The organism is Hymenobacter psoromatis (genome assembly GCF_020012125.1).
Classification (GTDB): domain Bacteria; phylum Bacteroidota; class Bacteroidia; order Cytophagales; family Hymenobacteraceae; genus Hymenobacter; species Hymenobacter psoromatis.
On record NZ_JAIFAG010000001.1, the window covers coordinates 3,512,266 to 3,534,420 of the forward strand.

A 22,155-nucleotide genomic window follows, 5' to 3' on the forward strand; every position below is an offset into this window, starting at 1 on the left:
AGGGAAATTAATATCAGGGTACTAAAAGAACGTCATGCTTCCTCGCGGTATGCCAGATGAGCATGACGTTCTTTTAGTACCCCGATATTAATTTCCCTACCCCCTTAAAAGTCGTGGCCTAGTGTGAAATAAGGCTTGGGCTTGGAGGTCATGTAGTTTTCGCGGGCCCAGGCCAAGTCAAATTTTGTGTAGAAGCCCAGCATGGTGGTACGCACGCCCACGCCGTAGCCCATCAGGATGGGATTGCTGAAATTGGTAACAGTGCCGGAGAAGATGTTGCCGCTACCCCCGAAGTTGATGGTGTTGTTGGAGTTGTTCTCCCCGAAGGGGTTGGTGCCGTTGTAAGCCGTGCCCGCGTCGAAAAAGCCGATGAACTGCAGGTTGCGGAAAAAGCCCGAGTAAATAGGACGGTTGGCGAAGTACTGCACAATGGGAAAGCGCAATTCACTGTTAAACAGCACATAGCGCGAGCCGGTGCGCGTGCTCAGGTCGAAGCCCCGCAAATTGGTCACGAACTGCTGGTAGAACGTGGTGGTGGGGTCGGCCACGGCCTGGCCGGCGGGCACTAGCAGCTGCTGGTCGGCGTAGGTCTGGTTCACCCAGTTGTCCATGCCGCCGATACGGAAAACCTCCGGGTTGGCCCCCGACTGCGCCTTGCCAAAAAACTGCCCGTAGCTGACGCGGTTAGCCCAGACTATCTGGCGGTGAATTTTCTGGTAGTGGCGCAGGTCTATATAAAACTTGCCGAAGTTATTGGTATTGCTCGCCACATCGTTCATCTGCAAAATTCCCACCTTCATGCGCGTGCCCACCAGCATATTTACGCCCGTGGCCCGTGAGTTATCGAATACTAGCTCGGCATTGTAACCCAGGTAGTTGCGGGTCTGGTCGTACTCCGTAGTGGCGGTGCCAGTGAGCGAGCGCGAGATGTTATCGTAGCGCGGGCCACCGCGCAGACTCAGGCTGCGGGTGATGGGGTAGGAAATGGTAGGCGCAATGTTGTGGCGGCCGTAGCGCAACAGCTGGCCCGTACCATCGGGGTCGAAGAAATACGCCTGCTTCTGGTAAGCAATCGTCCAGTCCACGCGCTGCGTCACGTTCGTGTATGACACATTGATGTTGCTGGTGCGCAAGTCGAGCTTCCCAAAAATACTGGCCTGAAAGCGGTGATTCTCAAAGGCATCCGCCAAATTGGCCTGCAACGACAGCCCGAAGCCCAACAGTGGGTCGATGGCAATGCCCGTCACCAGGTTGTCGGCCATAAAGCGCGTATCGTAGCGGTAGGGGCCCGTGATGGTTGGGGTCATGATGCGAGTTTTAGCCAGCGGCGCGGGCTTGGCGCTAGGGCTGCGCCGGGGCCGCACCGGCGCTACGTCCTCGTCTTCTTCAAACTGATAGTTGTTAGGGTTGAGGGGCGCGGTGCTGCTACGTTTGGTCGGGGCCGCCGCTGTAGTGGCGGCAGGCGTAGTGGCCGCCGGGGTTGTCGTGGCGGGAGCCGCGTTTGTCAACGGCGCGGTCGCCGGGGCGGTAGTGGCAGCAGTAGCCTTAGTAGCCGCCGAGTCGGCCGCCGTGAGGGGGGTAGGCACCACAGCGGCGGGCCGCGGGGCCGGCCGCACCGGGGCGGGGGCGGGCCGCGAGCGCGACTCCAGAATCTGCTGGCGGGCCGTTTTGCCCAGGGTCAGGTTGGCAGGCAGCGGAAACTGAGGGTAGAGGTACAGCAGGTCGCGGGCCTGCACCTGGGCCGAGAAAGCCAAGGCACCAGAGGCCGCGTTGTAGTCAAAATCCTGCATGTTGGTGGCAAAGCTGCTCTCCGGCTGGTGCTGCCCGGTTTTGCGCGAGTAGCGGTACAGCCCCCGAATGCCGTTTTCTTCGCCCAAATACAAAATCTCGTCATCAGACAGCGGCCGGGGCCGGGTTTCATTCGAGATGGTGCTCACGAGCGGCTCGATGGGCACGGCGCGCCCGTCGAGATGGTACACAAACAAGTCGTAGTTATTCACCACGTTCGGGAACGTGGCCGGCCGGGTCCGCCCCGTCGAGTCGAGGTAGCGGTTCGAGCTGAACACCACCTCCTGGCCACTAGGCAGAAATACCGCCTGCTGGTCGTCGAAGAGGTCGTCGGTGAGCTTTTCGGGCTGCCGGCTGCCGGCCCGCAGCAGGTAAATATCGTTTTGACCATTGCGCACGCCCGTGAAAACCAGCGCCTTACCATCGGCCGAGTAGCTCATATCCAGCACCTGCTCGTAGGGCGCGAACACGGTAGCCGGCTGGCGCAGCCGAATGGCCCCGCGCAAGCGGTCGAGCACGTTCAGGCCCGTGGCATTGTGCAGGTGCAGCGCCATGCGGCCGTGCAGCATCTCGGCCACGGCCAGCTGCGAGTTGCCACGCCAGGCCAGCACCGGCAGGCGGGTTTCTATCTGCTGGTCGCGGGTGCGGTAGCCGCCGTTGAGGATGGTGTGGCGGTGCGAACCGTCACGGTTCACGACCACCACCCGGTAGCGGCCCTGCTCGTTGGCGGCGTAGGCCAGGTGCTGGCCGTCGGGGCTGAACACGGGCTGCGAGAACACGTCGAGGCCGCGCTTATTAGCCGTGCTGAGGCGGTTAGCCTCGGTGGGCACTACCAGCGTGGCCAGGCCTTCGCCCTTGTTGATATCGCGGTAGTAGCCAATCCAGTTGCGCAGAAACACCTTGTACGGCACGTTCAGCGACGATGAGATGCCCACCTCCACGTCGCGGGTAATGCGCGTCAGGTTCAGCACGTTCTGCACCGTGCCGTAGCCGTAGCGCTCCGCGATGTAGTTCCAGATGCTGTGGCCCGCCAAGCGCTGGTTACGCACGAAAAACGGAGCCGTGCGGTTGCCGCTTGGGTATTCGCGCACCATGTCGCGCATGTAGGCGTCCATGTCCACGCTCCAGCCCTCGGCCGCGTAGGAAGAAGCCCCGCTGATAAACCAGTCGGGCAGCTGCAGCAGGTAGTTACTTTGCAGCACCTCGCGTAGCGAGCCGCCGTACATCATATCGTTGAGCAGCACCTGGGTTATCTGGTAGCTCAGCTCGCGCTTAAAATCGGTTTGGCGGCCCGTGAAGGCCACTTCCACCTTAGTTTGGCGCGTTAGCTGGGCCTCGCCGCCATTCACCGAGTTGGCCACCGGCAGGCCGATGTTGCTCTGCCGCAGGTCGCCCACCGAATTATACAGCATGAGCGTGGTCTTGCTGTAGGGAAAATACCCCACCAGCGCCGTGATGCGCTGCAATTCCTGTTCGGCATACTCGGCCGTGCGGCGGGCGCTGGCCTCGCCGCCCTGGTAAAAGTAAACGTTGAAATTCTGGGTCGAGAATTCTTCCCAATTAAACTTCTTGTATTGAATCCGCACCCGGCCGAAGGGCTCCTGGGCCGTTTGGGCACGGGCCTCGGGCGCGAGCCCTACCCCCCATAGTAGCAGTAGGAGCGCCCCAGCCCCCCGGCGGCGCATAAGTGAGCCGGCAGCCCGGCAGAAGGTAGAAAGAAAATTCACGGCAAGCAGGTCGGGGTTGGGGCGAAAAGGAGGGGTAGGCGGACAGTTTTCAAAGCTAACGTCGCACGGGGCGGGTCTGGTCTGAGACTAAGGTAAAAATTACTTGGCAATATACAAGGAGTAGTAGCGGGCCAGGTCGGCATCGGGCCAGAGCGCCCCGCCACCGTCGAAATAGTCGGCCAACTGGGCGGCCAGGCGCGGGGCTAGGCTCACGCCCTTCGAGCCAAAGCCCCCAAACAAACTCAGCCAGGACAAGGCCGGGTGGCGGCCCAGCAGCGGGCGGCGGTCGCGCACGGCGGGCCGCACCCCGCGCCGCTCGCCCACCACCCCGAAGGGCAGCGCCGTGAGCGCCGCCAGCCGCCCGGCCAGCTCGCGCTGGTCGGCCGGGCCGGGGTTGTCAGGGAAGGGCGGCCAGCGATAGGTGGCCCCCACCCGAAACTGCCCCTCCCTACCCCCCGGCACCACGTAGGCCCCCCGATTGAGAACCTGCGCGGCGCTGAGGCCCGGCACCGCCACGTCGAGCACCGCGCCCTGGTTGGGAGTCAGCGGCAGCCAGCCGAAGTGCGGGCCGGCCAGCGCGCCCGCGCCCTGGCAGCACACCACGTGCCGGGCGCGCACCTGCCCAGGGGGGTAGGCCACGCCGGTGCCGTCGCTAACGAGCGCCTCCCAGCTAAAAGTTTCTTCGCGCAGCCAGCCTGCCGGCCGCCCCTCGGCGGCTAGGGCGGCCAGCAGGGCCTCCACGCGCAAGTGGCCGCCACCGCGCAGCCACGCGCCGCCGTGCGGGGCCAGCAGCCCCGGCCGCACAATGGGCGCAGTTTCGATTTTTTCTACGAAGCCCTGCCAGGGGTCAGCGGCGGCGCGGGCCAGCATTTGCCGCTGCTCTTCTTCTGAGCCGAAGACCTTGAGAATGGGCGAGTTCTGGAAAAAATCCTCGTTAAATTCCTGATTCAAGGCTTCGTAATACGCCACCGCGTAGGGCAGCGTTTCCTGGGCCCGCCAGGTGAGGGCGAAGCGCTTGCCGGCCACCGGGTTCATGAGGCCGGCGGCCACCCGCGAGGCGGTATCGGGCCGGGGCTCGTCGTAGACGAGCACGCGGTGGCCGCGCCCGCGCAGCTCGCGGGCGAGCACTGCGCCAGCTATGCCGTGGCCGATGAGGAGGTAGTCGTACATTTTTAGTGCTTGGTTGGAGCCGTTTGTCATGGCGAGCGCAGCGCAGCAATCGCCATGACAAACAGTGCTACCCAGGAACCGCTAACTTTGCCAAATGCTTCGCGTCGTCAGTTTTACCTTCAACGCCTTTGGCGAAAACACCTATCTGCTCATCGATGAGGCCACCCGCGCCACGGCCATCGTGGACCCCGGCGCGTACTCGCCGGCCGAGCAGCAGACGTTGCGCGCCTACATCGAGGGCGAAAAGCTGGACGTGCAATACCTGCTCAATACCCACGCCCACATCGACCATGTGCTCGGCAACGCCTTTGTAATGAGGCAATTCAGGGAAATCCCGTTTTTGCTGCACGCGCTGGACCTGCCCACGCTGCGGGCGGTACCCACCTACGCCGGACCCTACGGCTTCCCGGCCTACGAGCCCGCCGAGCCTACCGGCGAGCTGGCGGCGGGCCAAGTCGTTGGGCTGGGCGAGAGCCGGTTGGAGGTGCGCTTCGCACCGGGCCACGCGCCCGGCCACGTGGTGCTCTACGACCAGGCCGGCGGGCAGCTCATTGGCGGCGACGTGCTGTTTCGGGGCAGCATCGGGCGCACCGACCTGCCGGGCGGCAGCCACCAGATATTACTGCAAAGCATTGAGCGCGAATTATTAACCCTGCCCGACGCCACGGTGGTATACCCCGGCCACGGCCCGGCCACCACTATTGGCGCGGAGCGGCGCAGCAACCCGTTTTTAACCTAGCTGCCTGGCCAGCCCTACCCCTCAGCAAGCTGGCGAAGAGAGCAGCCCCACACGGCTGCTTTTGCCAGCGTACTTTAACTGCGGCGCAGGCGCAACCGGGCCCTACGCTACCCTCAGGATTACTCTCGCTTGAAACGACATATTCCCAACGCGCTGACCTGCCTCAACCTGCTGTGCGGGTGCCTGGCGCTCACCTTTATTTTTCGGGGCGAACTGGTGATGGGCGCCTACCTGGTGGGCGTGGCGGCAGTAGCCGATTTTTTCGACGGGCTGCTGGCGCGGGCGCTGCGCGTATCGTCGCCCATCGGCAAGGACCTCGATTCGCTGGCCGATATGGTGTCATTTGGAGTGGTGCCGGGGGCCATAATGTACCAGCTGATACAAATGCCGATTCCTGGGCAAGCCACAACGCATAACTACTTGGATGGCCTCGACAGCCTTCATGCAGGCGCACTCCTGCTTCCTTTTGGCGGATTCATTCTTACTATTTTTTCGGCGTTGCGGCTGGCTAAGTTTAATAATGACACGCGGCAGACGACCTCGTTTATCGGGCTTCCTACCCCCGCCTGCACGCTGGTAGTGGCCTCGCTGCCGCTCATTCTGGCCCGCAATGAGTTTGGGCTGGACCGCTTCATTCTGAACCCCTGGCTGCTGCTGGGCCTCACCGTGGTACTGTCGGGCTTGCTGGTGGCGGAGCTACCGCTTTTTGCCCTCAAATTCAAGAACCTGCGGTGGCGGGGAAACCGGCGGCGGCTTATTTTTGTAGGGCTGGCTTTAGGGCTGGTGGGCTGGCTGCGGGCGGCGGGCATACCGCTGGCGGTGCTGCTCTACGTGCTGCTATCGGTGCCCGGCCGGGTGCGCAGCCGCGACGTGGCCGAGGCCGACCCGACTACCCCGCAATAAGGTAACGGGCCGCGCCGTTCGGGTTATTTTAAGTAATTAACTTGTTTCTGAATCAGCAAAAAAGGACGGTCATGCTCATCTGACAGCTTTTATTATTTCTATGCGAAACTTCTTCTCGTTGCTGCTACTGGGGGTGCTGGCGGGTTTGGTTGGGCCCGCGCGCGCCCAGCCGGGCAGCCCCGGCCAGGCCGGGCCAGTGGCGCTTAGCTGGACCGTGTACACCAGCCTGCGCGCTCCCAACGCCAGTCCTGACACGCCGCCGCGCCGGATACCAACCTTCGTGGGGGCCTACCACGGGCCCACCGACGTGGTGGGCACCTACACCCTGCGCGTGCCCGGCACGGCAGCCAGCGGCGAGCTGCAAAATACTGTGTACGAGCCTTTTTCGGCGGCCGATGCGGCGCTGCTCGGCAACGCCGCCCTACCCCCCACCCCGGCCCTGACGCTGCGCTTCGGCACCGAGGCGCGCCGGCCCTACACCTACGTACTGCTGAAGCCGGTGCGCCGCAACCCCCAAACCGGCCAGGCTGAGCGGCTGCTCTCGTTCAGCTACGCCTACCAGGCGGCCGATGGCACGGCGGCTACCCGTACCACGGCGGCCCACACGTTTGCCGCGGCTTCGGTGCTGCGCGTCGGCGACTGGTATAAAATCGGGGTGCCGCGCAGCGGGGTGTATAAGCTCGACGCGGCCACCTTGCAGAAGCTGGGCCTACCCCCCACCCTCGACCCCAACCGCTTGCAGCTCTATGGCAACGCCACCGGCATTTTGCCGCAGGCCAACGCCACCCCCCGTCCCGACGACCTGGTAGAGAACAACCTGTACTTTCAGGGCGACGGCAACAATACGCTGGACGCAGGCGAGTTCTTTCTCTTCTACGCCAGGGGGCCGCACACTTGGCGAGCCAGCCAGCCGGGCCGGGCGGCGGCCCAATCGCAGCCGGGGCTCTATGAGCTGCTGGGCGAGGGCGGGCGCTTTAAGCACCTTAATAATATTTATTGCGACACGGCCTACTATTTTCTCACGGTGGGCGCGCAGCTTGGGCGGCGCGTCGCGCCGGCGGCGGTGCCGGGCCAGCCGGCCACGGGCGCGGCCATTACCACCTTTCTGGACCGGCGCTACTATGAGCACGACCTAGTGAGTGTGTTGCGCTCGGGCCGGCGCTGGCTGGGCGAGTCGTTTCAGACGGGGACCAGCCAGGACTTCGTTTTCAGCGGTGACGGCAACCAGCCGCTGGCCGACCTGGTGGCCGGCGACACCCTGCGCCTGACGGTGGCTACCGCCAACACGGCCCTGCAGAGCAGCAGCTTTGATGTGGCGCTGGGCGGTACCCGCCTGGGTAATTCGCAGCTTAACGGGGTTCCGACCGGCGACTTTCCGACGGTGGCTAACACCGATTTCCGCACCTTCACGACACAGATACCGGCTGGCCTCACCGACCCCAAGGTGACGCTTAGCTTCACGTCGAACGACGCGGGCGGCACGGGCTACCTCGACTACCTGGAGCTGGTGGTGAAGCGCCAGCTGCGCCTGAGCGCGTCTTTTCTGGAATTTAACTCCCTGAACTACCAGCGCGGAGCGGGCACGGTGGGCACTTTCACGGTGGCTAATGCCGGCGGTGCGCAGGTGTGGGAGGTGACTAACCCATGCCGGGCCCGCGCCCAGGTGCTGGATGCGAGCGGCGACTTCGTGGCCTACACCGACTCGCTGCGCGAGTTTGTGGCGGTACAGCCGGGCGGCACCTTCGACATGCCCCGGCTCTTTGGCAAAATTCCGAACCAAAACCTGCACGCCCTTAATACCGACGGCAAGCTCGACCTGGTCATTGTGACCTACCCCCCCTTCCGGGCGCAGGCGCAGCGGCTGGCCGACCACCGCCGCGATTACAATGGCCTGAACGTGGCCGTGGTGACGACCAAGGAGGTATTCAACGAGTACAGCTCGGGGGGGCAGGACGTGACGGCTATCCGCGATTTGATGAAGCAGGTGTACAACCGCAACCCCGACCCCACCGCCCGGCGCAATTATCTGCTCTTGTTTGGCGATGCTTCTTTCGATTATAAGTCGTCGCCCTTTAATGATAAAAGCCAGGAGCCGGCCTGGTGGGCTACTCGCGCCCCATTCACAACTACGGCCGACTTCGACCGGGCCAACCAGAATTTCGTGCCTACTTACGAGTCGCGCGAGTCGTTTTTGCCGGTTAGCAGCTCCTACAACGGGGGCCGCGTGAACCTGGAGGGCGAGAACAGCTACTCGTCGGAAGACTATTTTGGGCTGCTCGACGACAGCGAGGGCTACTGGCTGGAATCATCGGGCGCTACGTTTGAAGCTACCGACATTGGCGTGGGCCGGCTGCCGGTGCACCAGCCCACGGGCCAGCCCGCCACCGACGACACGCAGGCCCGGCAGGTGGTGGATAAGCTCATCGATTACGACTCGCCCGCCAGCTTCGGCAAGTGGCGCAACCGCATTACGCTCGCTGCCGACGACGGCAACAACCCCGATTTTGTGATGGAGTCGGAGCAGCAGTTCGCGGCGACCATTCAGGGGAGCGAGCCGGCCTACAACCTGCGCAAGGACTACCTCGACTTGTTTCCGCAAATCAGCACGGCGGCCGGGCAGCGTTCGCCAGCCACGGTAGCGGCCATCGATGAGTCGTTGGAGCAGGGCTCCTTGTTGATTGGCTACACCGGCCACGGTGGCCCCACTGGCCTGGCCGATGAGCAGATAGTGACCATTCCGTCGCTGCTGGCCCTGCAAAACCTGCACCGGCTCACGTTTTTCGTGACGGGCACCTGCGACCTGAGTACCTACGACAACCCCGACCGCACCTCGGCTGGCGAGCAGGTGCTCACGAACAATCCCACGGGCGGCGCGGTGGGGTTATTCAGCACCACGCGGGTAGTGCTGTCCAATTTCAACACCCAGCTGGTAGATGCGTTTTATGCGCAAGTGCTCACGCGCAATGCGGCCGGCACTCTACCCTACGTAGGCTTTGCCACCGGCACGGCCAAAAACCTGACGGTGAGCGGCGACCTTAATAACCGCAACTACACCCTGCTGGCCGACCCCACCACCCGCCTCGCCTACCCCAGCCAGCGCGTGGTGCTCGACTCTATTAATGGCCGGTCCGTGCGGTCGGTGGCGCTCAGCCTCGATACCTTGCAGGCCTTGGGCCAAGTGCGCCTGAGCGGCCACGTGGAGAAGGGCGGCGTGCTCAACACAAGCTTCGGCGGCACGGCCGACATCACGATTTTCGATAAGCCCGTGACCGTGCAAACCCTGGGCGACCAAAGCCCACCGGAGCCAGTCGTGACCCAGGAAAACGTTATTTACGGCGGCCAGGCCACGGTGCGCGCCGGGCGCTTTTCGGTTAAATTCGTGGTGCCCAAAGACATTGCCTACAACGTAGGGCTGGGTAAAATCAGCCTCTACGCCCAGGACCCCGTGAACAAAGTAGATGCCCAGGGCTACCAGCTGGCCCCGGTGGGCGGGGCCTCGCGCAAGGCCGCCAACGACACCCGCCCGCCGCTGGTGCACCTCTGGCTGAACACCATCGAAACGCCCAACGACAGCTCCTTCGTGTCGGGCGCGGCTACCAGCCCTACCCCCTACCTACTGGCGCGCCTCAAGGATGAGTCGGGCATTAATACGTCGAGCGCGGGCGTGGGGCACGACATTACGGCTACCCTCGACAATGACCCCAGTAAGCTGGTAGTGGTAAACAGCGCCTACACCACCGACGTGGACAACTTCCGCACCGGGCTGGTGCGCTACCTCTACAAAGACCTGGCCCCTGGCCCCCACACTATCCGCCTTAAAGCCTGGGACACGCACAATAATTCGGCCGAGGGCACGGTTGACTTCCTCGTAGAGCAGTCGGCGCAGCTCGCCCTCTCGCACGTGCTCAACTACCCGAATCCGTTCAGCAACATCACTACCTTTCACTTCGACCAGACGAGCGCCGGCCAGGAGTTGGACGTGCAGGTGCAGATTTTTACCATTGCCGGCCGCCTCGTGAAAACGCTGCGCGCTAACTTTCCCACCAGTACCGCCCACATGCCCAGCACGTTGCAAGACCCTTCGCTAACCTGGAACGGCCGCGACGACTACAACGACCAGCTGGCGCGGGGCGTGTACGTGTACCGCGTGAGCGTGCGCGTTCCCGGCGGCCAGACCGCCACTAAGTTTGAGAAGTTAGTTTTGTTGAATTAATACGAAGTTGTCGTGTTGGCGTTCGCCTCACGAGACCCCACTTGCAACGTTTCACCAGCTTTTAATCATCTTATTACCAATCGTCATTTTTACCCATTTTTATGACCTTTTTTCGTGCGCTAGGCTTTACGCCGGCGCTGCTGCTAGTGGCCGCGCCGGCCGCACTGGCGCAAATAGCCACGGCCGACCTGCACACCATCACCACGGCCGTGCCCATTCTGACGCTGAGCCCCGACGCGCGCGGCGCGTCTCTCGGCGACGCGGGCGTGGCCACTTCGCCCGATGCCAACGCGGCCTTCTACAACCCCGGCAAGCTGGGCTTTGTAGATTATAAGTACGCCTTCTCGCCGTCGTATTCGCCCTGGCTGCGCCAGATTACCGACGACATGAGCCTGAGCTACCTCTCGGGCTACGGCAAGGTGGGCACGCGGGGCGCGTTTGCGGCCTCACTGCTGTATTTCAACCTGGGCCAGATTGACTACCGCACCGGCAACAACCTGCCGGCCGGCGAATTCAATCCCAAGGAATACGCCGTAACGGCCTCGTATGGCCAGAAGTTGGGCGAAAGCTTCGGCGTGGGCGTCACGGCCCGCTACGTGCGCTCCAACCTGATTGGCAACGTGCAAGGCAGCGATGCGCAGGCCGGCAACTCCTTCGCCGCCGACCTGGGCGCATACTACACCAAGGACGCGACGCTGGGCGCAGGCATCTATAACTTTGCCTTTGGTCTGGCTATCAGTAACATAGGTAATAAGATGGTGTACCAGAGCCCCGTTACGGCGAGCTTCCTACCCACCACGTTGCGCTTGGGCACGGCCATCACGCGCGAGATTGACTCGTTCAATAAAATTACCTTCGCCTTCGACGCTACCAAGCTGCTGGTGCCTTCGCCCTACTACGAGGACCCACTGCCCGCTACGGCTACTGCGCAAGAGAAGCAGGACCAGATTAACCGGGTAAACCAAACGAACACGGAGCGGCAGTCGCAGGGCATTGTTGGGGGTATCTTTAACTCGTTCAGTGACGCACCGGGCGGCTTTCATGGCGAGCTGCAAGAAATAGACCTGCACGCGGGGGCCGAGTATTGGTACAACAATATCATCGCGGCGCGGGTGGGCTATTTCTACGAGAATCCTCACGTGGGCGCCCGCCAGTACCTGAGCTTCGGCTTGGGCGCACGGCTATCGGTGTTCGGTGTCGATGGCACCTACCTAGTACCCAACTCGCAGGCCAACCCACTGGCCAATACCATTCGGGTATCCTTGCACTTCAACCTGAACAAGCTCTCCGACGCCTTCGACGAGAAAGGCGCGGGCGGCACCCAGGGCACGCTGCCGAACTGAGTTAAGAGTCGAGGGTTAAAAGTTAAGAGTTGATGTTTAGGGTTGAAAGACAGTAGCTTAGCAGCAACTGTCTTTCAACCCTACTTTTTGTATTGACCTTTGACTACAATACCCTTGCGAACTTTAACTCCTAACCCATAACTCTTACCTCTCAACTCAGACGAAGTGCTCAATCGCCTCCTACCCCCACCCACCTACCCGCTTACCCAACTCATTCTGCCTACCCCCGAGGTGCGGGCCCTGCCCAACGGCGCGCGCCTGCACCTGCTGGCCAACGCCGCCCAGCCCGTGCTGCGCCTGCAAGTGGTGCTGCGGGCCGGCAAGTGCTACGAGCCCCGGCCCGGCCTGGCCCAGCTCACGGCCCGGATGCTGACCGAAGGCACGGCCACGCGCTCGGCCCGCCAGGTGGCCGACGAAGTGGCGTTCTACGGCGCGTCGCTCGACTGCGAGGCTGGCCCCGACCGCGCCACGCTCACGCTCTACTGCCTGGCGCGCTACCTGCCTACCCTGCTGCCGCTGATGCGCGAGGTGCTGGCCGCGCCTACCTTCCCCGCCGATGAGCTGCGCCTGCTGCAAACCCGCCTCAGCCAGAATATGCGCGTGGAGCACCAAAAAACCAGTTTCCGGGCCAGCGAGGAATTCAACCGCTTGCTGTTTGGCGAAGACTCGGCCTACGGGCGGCCTTTCGACGAAGCGTCTTTCAATCAGCTCACGGTGGAGGAGCTACGGGCCTTCCACGCGGCGGCCTATGCGCCGGCCGGCGCCGAGATTTTTCTGAGTGGCGACGTAGCCGCTTACACCGATGAGGTAGCCGCGCAGCTGGGCGCGTGGCAGCCGGTAGGTGGCGCGGCCCTACCCCCCGCCCTGCCGCCCTGCGCCGACAGGAGCCAAGCCTACTCCACCGGCCTGGTCACGGTGCCGGTAGAGGGTAGCCTTCAGGCATCCTTGCGGGTGGGGCGGCGCTGGCCGGCCCTCACTACCGAGCAAACGCCCGAGCTACTGCTGCTGGTGAAGGTGCTGGGCGGCTACTTTGGCTCGCGCCTGATGCGTAACATTCGGGAGGACAAGGGCTTTACCTACGGCATTCATGCCAGCGTGGTGGCCCGCGAGCAGGCCGCGGCCCTGGTCATCGGCACCGACGTGAATGGCGAGAGCGCCGAAGCCACGCGCGTCGAGATTGACCGGGAGCTGACCCGCCTGCAAACCGAGCCGCTGGGCGATGATGAGCTGGAAACCATAAAAAACTACACCTTGGGCAAGCTGCTGGGCGACTCGGCCACCATTTTCGAGCAGGCCGACCGCTACCGCTACGTGGTGCTTCAAGACCTGCGCCCCGATTACTACCCCCAGCTGATACACCAGACCCAAACCGCCACCGCTGCCGACCTGCAAGCCCTGGCCCGCACCTACCTCAGCCCTGAAGAGATGCTGACTGTAGTAGCTGGCGGCCAGTCGCCCGCCTGAATAGTCTGTCCAGCAGAACTTCGCCCACTTTTAGTCGATTGCGGGAAGCCACCGGCCGGGCCAGCCAGCATCTTTGAGCCAAGTACTTAGTTGGCTTGCGCTACGACTGCTGCTTTCTCTCTTAACACCCGGCCGGGCTATGCTTGGCGGGTGGCTCTGCAGCTGCTGGCGCAGCTGGACTGCCTCAGTGGCCTGTCCGCTCACCCCATCCCAGCACGCGGGTATACTCGATAGTCAGTCCACCAGCGTGTCCGCTCAGCTACCGCTGAGCGGACACGCTGGCCCTGGAGCAGCGGCCAGGCTGCTGGGGCAGTCCCCTATGCTGATTATTTCGGTACCTAATCTTTATAAATGTGGCAATACCCGTCCAGACGGTCGTTGCTAGCTGCTTGCAGGGACCAATTGCTGCGAGAGTAAGAAAGATGCTGCTTACGCGCCGGGCACCAAGCCTACCCGTGCTTGCCACTTGGCAATATTCACGCCTCTCAACAGCAGCCACAAACACAGCGACAACTCGCCGACCAGCGGTGGCAGCAGGATGGCAGGAAGAAGCACATCGGCCAAGACCGGGGTAAAAAGGGCCGCGAAGCAGGCCACCAGGTAGCACGCGCCCGCCACCTGCATCAGCACACCCACCGTTTTCGGCAGGTAGCCCGACCGAAAAATCAGGTAGCCATTGACCAGGCAGGTAAAGCCAAAAAACACCAGCGCGATGTTGAAAGCAATGTCGTGCGCTCGTAGCTCCAGGTTGGCCAGCATAGCCAGTTGGGCTGGCCCAAAGGCGGCGCGGTACCCGGCATTGGCCAGCGTCGGCAGCACCAGCAGCAGAAATACTTTGCTGACAGCTTCCACGGCTAGGGACGCTAAGTTGAGAAAGAGGGCCAGCAGTACCAGGTTTTTGCTGACCGGCCGGAGCAGCAGGTACTCAATCCACAGCAGGGGCAAGGCACATACTACGACCAGGGTATTGGCCACCACACCAAGCTGCCACAGGGCCGGCGCGGCCAGAATATTGCGGGCCGTAGCGGCGGCATTACCCGCTACCAATAGCTTACCAGTTACAAACCCCTCCGCAAATCCCCCGAATATGATGATAACCAAGTACAAAGCTCCGCCGAGGCGAGCATATAGCTGTGGCGAGGTTTCAATCGAGCGGGTTGTCATGGCAAATTCCGGTTTGGGTCGAGCGTCAGCAGCTACTTGCTGCCTGAGCTTTTAGCAAGTAGCTCATTCAGCGCGACAAATTAGGAATCCGAAACTGCACGCCCAGCGATGGAATGAACGTGACGCCGCTCAGTGAGGTAGTGCTGCCGTCGAGCAACGTGTACTGGCCGTAGTTCTGGTAGTAGAGGCTGAGGGCGGGCACGAGGTAGGCGTATTTGTAGCCCAGTTTGAGGTTGAGAAACAGGCCGTAGGACGAGAAATCGCGGCTCTGGCGGGGCAGGTCGGGCAGCTTGGTGCCGCCCGCACGGTTGTACAGGTTGCTGGGCGTGAAGCCATAGCTCACCCACGAATGCCCGTACACGGCCCCGTAGCTGATAGCCCCGAGCGCCTCCTCGGGACCAAACGACTGGCTAACCGTGAGCGGAAGAAGCACGTCGTGGCGCGAGGCCGAGAGACCCAGCAGGTTGTTGAGGTCAGTGAGGAAGGGGATTCTGGGCAGGCCGGTGCGCTGAATGGCGTATTGCAGCCCGATGCTGGCGTAGGTGGTGCCGCCGGCTGCCCCGCGGCCAGGGTTTTCGACCGAGCCGGTGGGGCCGAGCAGCTGAAACTGGGTGTCGAAAACGTGCGAGCCAAAGGCGTATTTATAGCCCACGTCGAGGCGCGGCAGCACGCCGTAACGCAGGCTGAAGTCGGCGGCGGGCTGCACCGGGTCGAGCAGGTAGGCCAGGGCGGCGGCCTGCACATTATTCACCGCGCCGGAGTAGCGCACGGTGTCGCCGCGGGCGGCCTGGCCGCCGAGGCCGCTGGCGGCATCGCGCACGGCCGAACCGGCCTTGCTAAGCGGGGCGGTGCCCACGTTGAAGCTCTGGTTGTAGGCCACCCGAAACTCGCCCTGGGGCGTTACTTTGCCCGACGTAGTGATGCCCCGCGGCGCGGTGCAAGCCGTGGCTACCAGCAATAACAGCAGGCCCGCCCAACCTTTAGAACCGGAAAATGGAGCAGAAAAAAGCGAGGATTTTAGCATGACGAACGCGACGAAAAGCGGTTTGAAGCCGGCCTAAAACGAAAACCGGGCCAACCCCACCAAGCCGCAAACTACGCTCTACCGCCCGGCAGCCCTACCCCCCTCGCCCACCCCAACCGTCCATTAATCACGAATCGTTAATCCTTAATTACTGAGAACATGACTATCCTCTACGGCGTGCCGGGCGAGGGCCTGGGCCACGCCACCCGCAGCAAAGTTGTCATTGCCTGGCTATTAGAGCAGGGGCACGAGGTGCGGGTAGTCAGCAGCTCGCGGGCGTTTGCGCTACTCGACCGGGCGTTTCCGGGTCGGGTACTCGAAATCAAGGGCTTTCACCTGGCGTATAAGAAGCTCACGGTCTCGAAGTCGCGCACGGTGAGCCTGACCTTGCGCACCGCGCCCGAGACGCTGCAAACCAACTTCCGGCAATACCGGGCGCTACTGCGCGGCTTCCGGCCCGAGACGGTGATTTCGGACTTCGAGTCGTTCAGCTACTTCTTCGCCAAGCTGCTGCGGGTACCGGTTATCAGCATTGATAACATGCAGATTATCAGCCGGGCGCACCTCGACATGGTAGTGCCACCGGCCCAGCAGGCGCACTACGACCTGGCGCGCCACCTGGTGCGGGTCAAGCTGCCTCGCGCCCGCCATTACCTCATCACCACGTTTTTTGAACTGCCGCTGCGCCCGCGCTACGCCGAGCGTACTACGTTGGTGCCCAGCATTATCCGGCCCGATATTCAGGCCACTACCCCCACCCGCGGTGGCTACGTGCTGGTGTACCAGTCGGCCACCACGCAGGACGACCTGGTGGGGATTTTGCAGCAGCTGCCCGACCAGGAATTCCGCGTGTACGGCTTCAATAAGGACGAAGCCCACGGCAACGTGCTGCTGCGGCCTTTCTCCGAAGCCGGCTTCATTGCCGAGCTGGCTGGCTGCCGGGCGGTGCTCACCAACGGCGGCTTTTCGCTGATTTCGGAGGCCGTGTACCTGCGCAAACCGGTGGGCGCGGTACCCATTCCGGCCCAGTTTGAGCAGTGGCTAAACGCGGCCGAGATTGAAAAGCGCGGCTACGGCCGGCACTTTGAAACCCTGACGGCGACCAACGTGGCAGCCTTTCTAGCCGGGCTACCGCAGTTTGAGACCGCGCTAGCGGGCTATTCGCAGCGCGGCAACGAGGTGCTGTTCGCACGCCTGGGCGAGCTACTGAACGAATTATAGCACGAACTGGAAAGTTCGCGCTACCCGCAGGCGGCCCTACATTTGTGCTTCTCCTCTTTTCCATACCTCATGAGCTACATCGCAGCCATTCATGCCCGCCAGATTTTTGATTCGCGCGGCAATCCGACCGTTGAAGTTGACGTAACCACCGATTCCGGCACCGTGGGCCGGGCCGCCGTACCAAGCGGGGCCAGCACCGGCGTGCACGAGGCCGTGGAGCTGCGCGATGGCGATTCCAAGATGTACCAGGGCAAGGGCGTGAGCAAGGCCGTAGAAAACGTGAACAGTAAAATCGCGGAGGAGCTAATTGGCTTTTCGGTGTATGAGCAAGCGCTGATTGACAAGATTATGTGCGAGCTGGACGGCACCCCCAATAAGGGCAACCTCGGCGCAAACGCCATTCTGGGCGTGAGCCTGGCCGCCGCCCGCGCCGCCGCTCAGGAGCTGGGCCAGCCGCTGTACCGCTACGTAGGGGGGGTAGGGGCCAATACCCTGCCCGTGCCCATGATGAACATCTTGAACGGTGGCTCACACGCCGATAATAAGATTGACTTTCAAGAGTTTATGGTAATGCCGGTGGGGGCGAGCAGCTTTACCGAGGCGCTGCGCTGGGGCACCGACATCTTCCACACCCTGAAGAACGTGCTGAAGAAGAAGGGCCTGAGCACCAACGTGGGCGATGAGGGCGGCTTTGCCCCGGATATTCAGAGCAATGAGGAGGCTATTCAGCTGGTGCTGCAAGCCATTGAGCAGGCCGGCTACAAGCCCGGCGAGCAGGTGATGATTGCCTTGGACCCGGCCGCGTCGGAGTTTTACGAGGATGGCTACTACCACTTCAAGAAGAGCACCGGCGAGAAGCTGACCAGCGACCAGATGGTGAGCTACTGGGCCGATTGGATTAATAAATACCCCATCGTGAGCCTGGAAGATGGCCTGGCCGAAGACGACTGGAGCGGCTGGCAGAACCTGACCAAGCAGGTAGGCCAAAAAACCCAGCTGGTGGGCGACGACCTATTCGTGACCAACGTGGAGCGCATTCAGAAGGGCATTGACGAGCACGTAGCCAACGCCATCCTCATCAAAGTCAACCAGATAGGCACCCTCACCGAGACCATCGCCGCCGTGAACCTGGGCCGCCGTAACGGCTACAAGTCCATCATGAGCCACCGCTCGGGCGAGACGGAGGACAGCACCATCGCCGACCTGGCCGTGGCCCTGAACACCGGCCAGATTAAAACCGGCTCGGCCTCGCGCTCCGACCGCATGGCCAAGTACAACCAGCTCCTACGCATCGAGGAAGAACTGGGCGAAACGGCGTACTTTCCGGGCAAAAAGTTTTAACTCAAGTTTCTGGCTCCTAGGTTGAATGACTGCTAGGAGCCAGAAATTAAGAACAAGGAACCGATGAACTTCCTTACTCCCGTTCTGCGCGTGCTGCGCAACTTCTACTTCCTCACGGCCGTCGGCTTCGTGGTGTGGATGACCGTGTTCGACTCCAACGACCTGGGCAAGCAGTACGAGATGTACCACAAGTGGCGCGAATTAAAGTCGGAGAAGGAATATTACGAGGCTAATATTAAGACCGTGAAGGAGGACCGGGCCGAGCTACTCAGCTCGCCGGCCTTGCTGGAGAAATTTGCCCGCGAAAAGTACCTCATGAAGCGGCCCGGTGAGGACGTGTTCGTGCTGGTGCCCAAAGAGGCCGAGTAATTTCGCCTGTAAACTTTCCGCCTATCGTTCGTTTTTGTTTCCTACTTATCACGCTGACCTTCAGCATTGGTCAGCCTACGCCGCCGCGTCACTCGCGCCCTACCCAGGCGCAGGTGGCGCGGCGGTTTTTGCTGGATGTACTGCGGGCCGACTACCCCGCCGCCTACCGCCGGCTGGCCCCGGAGGTACGGGCGGGGGTAGGGCTGCCCGCTTTCGGGGCGGCGGCCCGGCCGCTGTGGCAGCAAGGACAGGTTCGCGGCGCGCATGTCGAGCTATACCAAATCGGCACGCGCCTGGGCGATGGACGCGTGCCCGGACAGTGGTTTTGCCGCTTCGCGTTTGCCCGCGACTCGGCCCTGCGCCCGCCGCCGGTGCTGCTCGAAGTCACGTTTCGGGACACGGCGGCGCGGGCGGTGCTGGGATTTGGCATGCGGCAGCGCTAGCCTCAGCCGGGCAATGAAATCTTGCCCAGGCTCAGCCCGCCCGCGCCCGCCAGCGTCTCATTGGCCAGCACGGCGAAGAGCAGAGCTTCCTTGGCATCGGGGGGCACGCCGGCTTCGGCGGTGCTGCGGAGCGGAGCGGCGGGCAGGTGCCGGGCCAGGGCGGCGAGCAGCGCAGCATTGTGCGCGCCACCACCGCTGAGCAGCACCTCGGCGGCGGGCCGGGGGCCGAGGTAGTAGCGGGCCGCCAGGGCCACGGCGGCGGCCGTCAACTCGATAAGGGTCGCCAGCAGGTCGGGCGGGGGTAGGAATTCGGTAGTTGTAAGGCGCTGGTTTTCTGCGAGAAAGGCAGGCGAAAACAGCTCCGGGCCGGTGGTTTTGGGGAAGGGCGCGGCGAAAAACGGGTGAGCCAGCAGGGCGGCCAGCAGCCCGGCGTGGGGCCGGCCCTGCGCGGCCAGCTGCCCGCCCGCGTCGTAGAGCCGGCCAGGGTAGTGGCGGCGCACCACAGCATCAAGCAGGGTGTTGGCCGGGCCCGTATCGGTGGCCTGGGCGGGGCCACCATCGGCGGGCAGCAGCGTGAAGTTGGCGATGCCGCCCAGGTTGAGCAGCAGGCGGTTAACACCTTTTTCGCGAAACAACAACTCGTCGGCAAATGGGGCCAGCGGCGCGCCCTCGTAGCCGGCGGCCACGTGCTTCTGCCGAAAATCGGAGAGTGTGATAATGCCCGTGAGCTGGGCCAGATGGTCGCCGTCGCCGATTTGCAAGGTGGCGTGGTGCGGGAAATCGGCCCGGCCGTGCTGGTGGCGCGGCGCGTGCCAGATAGTCTGGCCGTGGCTGGCGAGCACGTCCACTTCGGTGGGCCCTACCCCCCATTCGGTCAGGCAAGCCAGCACGGCAGCGGCGTGGCGGCGGGCCAGCTCGGCATGGAGCAGCACCAGGTCTTCCAGGCGCACGGCGGGCTGGCTCACAGCGCGAATTTTTGCCTGAATAGCAGCCTCATACGGCACCGTTACGAAGCGCTCCAACTTCACGCGCAGCCCCGCGCCGGCCCCGGTGCAGCAGCACAACGCCACGTCAAGGCCATCGAGCGAGGTACCCGACATCAGGCCGATGATGCGGCGGCTGGGCTGCGCGGCCAGGGCCGCCAGGCGGGCGAGCTGCGGGTTCATGCGGGGGTAGGGCCGCCGGCCAGCTTGGGGTTGTCGCGGTGGCGGGTGGCATCGCGCTGGGTTTTCTTGGCCAGGTTGCGGGTTAGCGCATCGGTGAGGTCCACGCCGGTTTGGTTGGCCAGGCAGATGAGCACGAACAGCACGTCAGCCAGCTCATCACCCAGCTCCCTACCCCGGTCCGAGTCCTTGAACGACTGCTCGCCGTATTGCCGGGCGATGAGGCGGGCCACCTCGCCCACCTCCTCGGTGAGAATGGCCATATTAGTCAACTCGCTGAAATAGCGCACGCCGGTGGTCGTAATCCACTCATCTACCGTAGCTTGAGCTTGTTCGAGGGTCATAATAGAAAACTAACCGTTAGTGGCGGGCGAGTCCAGCACAATCGTCACTGGGCCGTCATTGAGCAAACTTACCTGCATATCGGCCCCGAAGATGCCAGTGGGCACCGGCCGGCCCAGCGCCGCGGCCACCAGCGCCACGAAGCGCCGGTAGAGCGGCTCGGCCACGGCGGGCGGGGCTGCGCCCGCGTAGCTAGGCCGGTTGCCCTTGCGGGCATCAGCCAGCAGCGTAAACTGGCTCACTATCAGCACTTCGCCGCCCACGTCGAGTACGCTGCGGTTCATCTGGCCATTGTCATCGTTGAAGATGCGTAGGCTAACCAATTTGCGGGCCTGCCAGGCTAGGGCGGCCTCGTCGTCGGTGGGCGCGCAACCGGCCAGTACCAGCAGGCCAGGGCCAATCTGGCCCGTGAGGGTGCCCGCTACGGTGACCGAGGCTTCGCGGACGCGCTGAATGACGAGACGCATGGAGTTGGTTGTTGATTGCTGATTATTAACCATTTGTCCTTGCGAGCGCAGCGCGGCAATCGCCCCCGAGCGAAACCCACGCCGCTCGTTCGGGGGCGCTTGCCGCGCTGCGCTCGCAAGGACAAACGATTATCATCGCTTAATCTTTAAGCTATCCAAATGATGCTGGAAGCGGCGGGCGTTGAGCTTGTGCTCGGCGAAGGTGACGGCAAAATCGGAGAAGCCGCTGCCGTCGGGGCGGGCGCAGAAGAAGATATAGTCGTGGTGGGCGGGGCGCAGCACCGCGTCCAGGGCCTGGGGGTAGGGCGTGGTGATGGGGCCGGGCGGCAGGCCCTTGTGGCGGTAGGTATTGTAGGGCGAATCTACTTTTTTATCCACGTTGAGCACGCGCTTGCGAGTGCCCAGGCCGTGCAGAGGCCAGAGCAGGGTCGGGTCGGCCTGCAAGGGCTGGCCCCGGCGCAGGCGGTTGAGATATACCCCGGCGATGCGGGGCCGGTCGAGCGGCTGGGCGGTTTCGCGCTGCACGATGCTGGCCAGCACCGCCACCTGCACGGGGCTCATCTTCAAAGAGTCGGCCTCAGCCAGCCGCTGCTTGTTCCAGAAGCGGCGGTGGCGCGCCGCCACCGAATCCAGGAACGCGGCGGCCGGCGTGGGCCAGCACAGCCGCAGCGGGCCGGGGATGAACAGCGTGCGCACCGTGGCCGTGTCGAGGCCGTAGCGGCGGGCTAAATAATCGTTATCAGCCAGTAGCTTATGCAGCTGCGCCGTATCTAGGCTGAGCTGGCGGCCGGCCTGGCGCGGCAGCTGCGGCAGGTAGTGGAAGGGCTTGAGCGTGAAGGCCAGCGTATCCTGGCGGCCGCTGGCGAGCAGGCGCAGCAAAGCGAGGTTGCCAAGGCCGGCGGGCAGTGTATAGCGGCCGGGCTGCACCGGGTAGGCGGCCGTGCCGTAGCCCCACCAGCGCGCCATGCGGGCAAAATCCGCGGGCCGCAGCAGTAGCCCCGGCTGCCGCAACGAATCCAGCACCGCCTTGAGCCCTACCCCCCTGCGGACGTAGAGGTAGGCCGGGCCGTCTACGGCGGCCGGCACGTTGGGGGCGTAGAGCAGGCGGTAGGCCAGCGCCCCGGTGCCCACCAGCACGGCCAGCAGCAGCGTGGCCAGCAGCCAGCGCCAGCGGCGCGGCTGGCGCGGAACCAGCGGCGGAGCAGGAAAAACAGGCGCGGCAGATTCGGTCATTCAACTAAAAAAACTGGCGGGCCACCGGCCGCCTCAGCTCA

At 63.2% G+C, this 22,155-nt stretch carries 17 protein-coding genes; 9 read left to right on the plus strand and 8 right to left on the minus strand.

The annotated features are described in order from the left end of the window. Positions 1 to 104: 104 nt before the first annotated feature. Positions 105 to 3,515, minus strand: coding sequence for a hypothetical protein (locus LC531_RS15180; RefSeq protein ID WP_223651681.1), 3,411 nt, complete (start codon positions 3,513 to 3,515; stop codon positions 105 to 107). A gap of 99 nt (positions 3,516 to 3,614) precedes the next feature. Then, positions 3,615 to 4,685, minus strand: coding sequence for an NAD(P)/FAD-dependent oxidoreductase (locus LC531_RS15185; protein ID WP_223651683.1), 1,071 nt, complete (start codon positions 4,683 to 4,685; stop codon positions 3,615 to 3,617). Positions 4,686 to 4,779: 94 nt separating this feature from the next. Here LC531_RS15185 and LC531_RS15190 point away from each other — a divergent pair, with 94 nt between their 5' ends. The 5 genes from LC531_RS15190 to LC531_RS15210 all read left to right on the plus strand — a co-directional run bounded on the left by LC531_RS15190 (position 4,780) and on the right by LC531_RS15210 (position 13,347). After that, complete coding sequence (locus LC531_RS15190; protein ID WP_223651684.1) at positions 4,780 to 5,424, plus strand: MBL fold metallo-hydrolase; 645 nt, start codon at positions 4,780 to 4,782, stop codon at positions 5,422 to 5,424. A gap of 129 nt (positions 5,425 to 5,553) precedes the next feature. Then, the gene (locus LC531_RS15195; protein ID WP_223651686.1) at positions 5,554 to 6,327 is read left to right on the plus strand and encodes a CDP-alcohol phosphatidyltransferase family protein; all 774 of its coding nucleotides are present in this window, start codon (positions 5,554 to 5,556) and stop codon (positions 6,325 to 6,327) included. A 100-nt stretch (positions 6,328 to 6,427) separates the two neighbouring features. Then, entirely contained in the window at positions 6,428 to 10,540 is a 4,113-nt protein-coding gene (gene porU, locus LC531_RS15200) for a type IX secretion system sortase PorU (protein ID WP_223651689.1), read from the plus strand. A 101-nt stretch (positions 10,541 to 10,641) separates the two neighbouring features. After that, positions 10,642 to 11,883 (plus strand): type IX secretion system outer membrane channel protein PorV, encoded by a 1,242-nt coding sequence (porV, locus tag LC531_RS15205; RefSeq protein WP_223651691.1) that lies wholly within the window; start codon positions 10,642 to 10,644, stop codon positions 11,881 to 11,883. Between the two features lie 165 nt (positions 11,884 to 12,048). Next, positions 12,049 to 13,347: a M16 family metallopeptidase gene (locus LC531_RS15210; RefSeq protein WP_223651693.1), complete on the plus strand. Its 1,299-nt coding sequence runs from the start codon at positions 12,049 to 12,051 to the stop codon at positions 13,345 to 13,347. A gap of 429 nt (positions 13,348 to 13,776) precedes the next feature. Here the strand turns inward: LC531_RS15210 and LC531_RS15215 are convergent, their stop codons facing one another. Together LC531_RS15215 and LC531_RS15220 are read right to left on the minus strand one after the other, a co-directional pair. Further along, the gene (locus LC531_RS15215) at positions 13,777 to 14,511 is read right to left on the minus strand and encodes a DUF4386 domain-containing protein (protein ID WP_223651695.1); all 735 of its coding nucleotides are present in this window, start codon (positions 14,509 to 14,511) and stop codon (positions 13,777 to 13,779) included. A 67-nt stretch (positions 14,512 to 14,578) separates the two neighbouring features. Beyond that, positions 14,579 to 15,535, minus strand: a complete 957-nt coding sequence (locus LC531_RS15220) for a hypothetical protein (RefSeq protein ID WP_223651697.1) — start codon at positions 15,533 to 15,535, stop codon at positions 14,579 to 14,581. A gap of 159 nt (positions 15,536 to 15,694) precedes the next feature. Here LC531_RS15220 and LC531_RS15225 point away from each other — a divergent pair, with 159 nt between their 5' ends. The 4 genes from LC531_RS15225 (at position 15,695) to LC531_RS15240 (ending at position 18,909) form a co-directional block, all read left to right on the plus strand. Further along, positions 15,695 to 16,756 (plus strand): glycosyltransferase family protein, encoded by a 1,062-nt coding sequence (locus LC531_RS15225; RefSeq protein WP_223651699.1) that lies wholly within the window; start codon positions 15,695 to 15,697, stop codon positions 16,754 to 16,756. 69 nt (positions 16,757 to 16,825) lie between these two features. Further along, a complete protein-coding gene (gene eno, locus LC531_RS15230) occupies positions 16,826 to 18,097 on the plus strand; it encodes a phosphopyruvate hydratase (protein ID WP_223651701.1) in 1,272 nt (423 codons plus the stop codon). Positions 18,098 to 18,160: 63 nt separating this feature from the next. Then, positions 18,161 to 18,466 carry an FtsB family cell division protein gene (locus LC531_RS15235; protein WP_223651703.1) on the plus strand — a complete coding sequence of 102 codons (306 nt, stop codon included), beginning with the start codon at positions 18,161 to 18,163 and terminating at the stop codon, positions 18,464 to 18,466. Positions 18,467 to 18,579: 113 nt separating this feature from the next. Next, positions 18,580 to 18,909 (plus strand): hypothetical protein, encoded by a 330-nt coding sequence (locus tag LC531_RS15240; RefSeq protein WP_223651705.1) that lies wholly within the window; start codon positions 18,580 to 18,582, stop codon positions 18,907 to 18,909. Between the two features lie 2 nt (positions 18,910 to 18,911). Here LC531_RS15240 and LC531_RS15245 read toward each other — a convergent pair whose 3' ends face one another. From LC531_RS15245 to mltG, 4 genes are all read right to left on the minus strand, one after another. Beyond that, a complete protein-coding gene (locus LC531_RS15245) occupies positions 18,912 to 20,075 on the minus strand; it encodes an anhydro-N-acetylmuramic acid kinase (protein WP_223651706.1) in 1,164 nt (387 codons plus the stop codon). Beyond that, positions 20,072 to 20,416: a nucleotide pyrophosphohydrolase gene (locus LC531_RS15250; protein ID WP_223651707.1), complete on the minus strand. Its 345-nt coding sequence runs from the start codon at positions 20,414 to 20,416 to the stop codon at positions 20,072 to 20,074. Before LC531_RS15250 ends, LC531_RS15245 begins: the two co-directional genes overlap by 4 nt. Before the next feature lie 9 nt (positions 20,417 to 20,425). Continuing rightward, positions 20,426 to 20,881, minus strand: a complete 456-nt coding sequence (gene dtd, locus LC531_RS15255) for a D-aminoacyl-tRNA deacylase (RefSeq protein WP_223651708.1) — start codon at positions 20,879 to 20,881, stop codon at positions 20,426 to 20,428. Between the two features lie 132 nt (positions 20,882 to 21,013). After that, positions 21,014 to 22,114: an endolytic transglycosylase MltG gene (mltG, locus tag LC531_RS15260; protein ID WP_223651709.1), complete on the minus strand. Its 1,101-nt coding sequence runs from the start codon at positions 22,112 to 22,114 to the stop codon at positions 21,014 to 21,016. Positions 22,115 to 22,155 lie beyond the last annotated feature (41 nt).

Coding starts and splice junctions, on each gene's coding strand:
- LC531_RS15185 (WP_223651683.1), bottom strand. CDS start 4,685: ATGTACGACTACCTCCTCATCGGCCACGGCATAGCTGGCGCAGTGCTC.
- LC531_RS15190 (WP_223651684.1), top strand. CDS start 4,780: ATGCTTCGCGTCGTCAGTTTTACCTTCAACGCCTTTGGCGAAAACACC.
- porU (WP_223651689.1), top strand. CDS start 6,428: ATGCGAAACTTCTTCTCGTTGCTGCTACTGGGGGTGCTGGCGGGTTTG.
- porV (WP_223651691.1), top strand. CDS start 10,642: ATGACCTTTTTTCGTGCGCTAGGCTTTACGCCGGCGCTGCTGCTAGTG.
- LC531_RS15215 (WP_223651695.1), bottom strand. CDS start 14,511: ATGACAACCCGCTCGATTGAAACCTCGCCACAGCTATATGCTCGCCTC.
- LC531_RS15220 (WP_223651697.1), bottom strand. CDS start 15,535: ATGCTAAAATCCTCGCTTTTTTCTGCTCCATTTTCCGGTTCTAAAGGT.
- LC531_RS15225 (WP_223651699.1), top strand. CDS start 15,695: ATGACTATCCTCTACGGCGTGCCGGGCGAGGGCCTGGGCCACGCCACC.
- eno (WP_223651701.1), top strand. CDS start 16,826: ATGAGCTACATCGCAGCCATTCATGCCCGCCAGATTTTTGATTCGCGC.
- LC531_RS15235 (WP_223651703.1), top strand. CDS start 18,161: ATGAACTTCCTTACTCCCGTTCTGCGCGTGCTGCGCAACTTCTACTTC.
- LC531_RS15245 (WP_223651706.1), bottom strand. CDS start 20,075: ATGAACCCGCAGCTCGCCCGCCTGGCGGCCCTGGCCGCGCAGCCCAGC.
- LC531_RS15250 (WP_223651707.1), bottom strand. CDS start 20,416: ATGACCCTCGAACAAGCTCAAGCTACGGTAGATGAGTGGATTACGACC.
- dtd (WP_223651708.1), bottom strand. CDS start 20,881: ATGCGTCTCGTCATTCAGCGCGTCCGCGAAGCCTCGGTCACCGTAGCG.
- mltG (WP_223651709.1), bottom strand. CDS start 22,114: ATGACCGAATCTGCCGCGCCTGTTTTTCCTGCTCCGCCGCTGGTTCCG.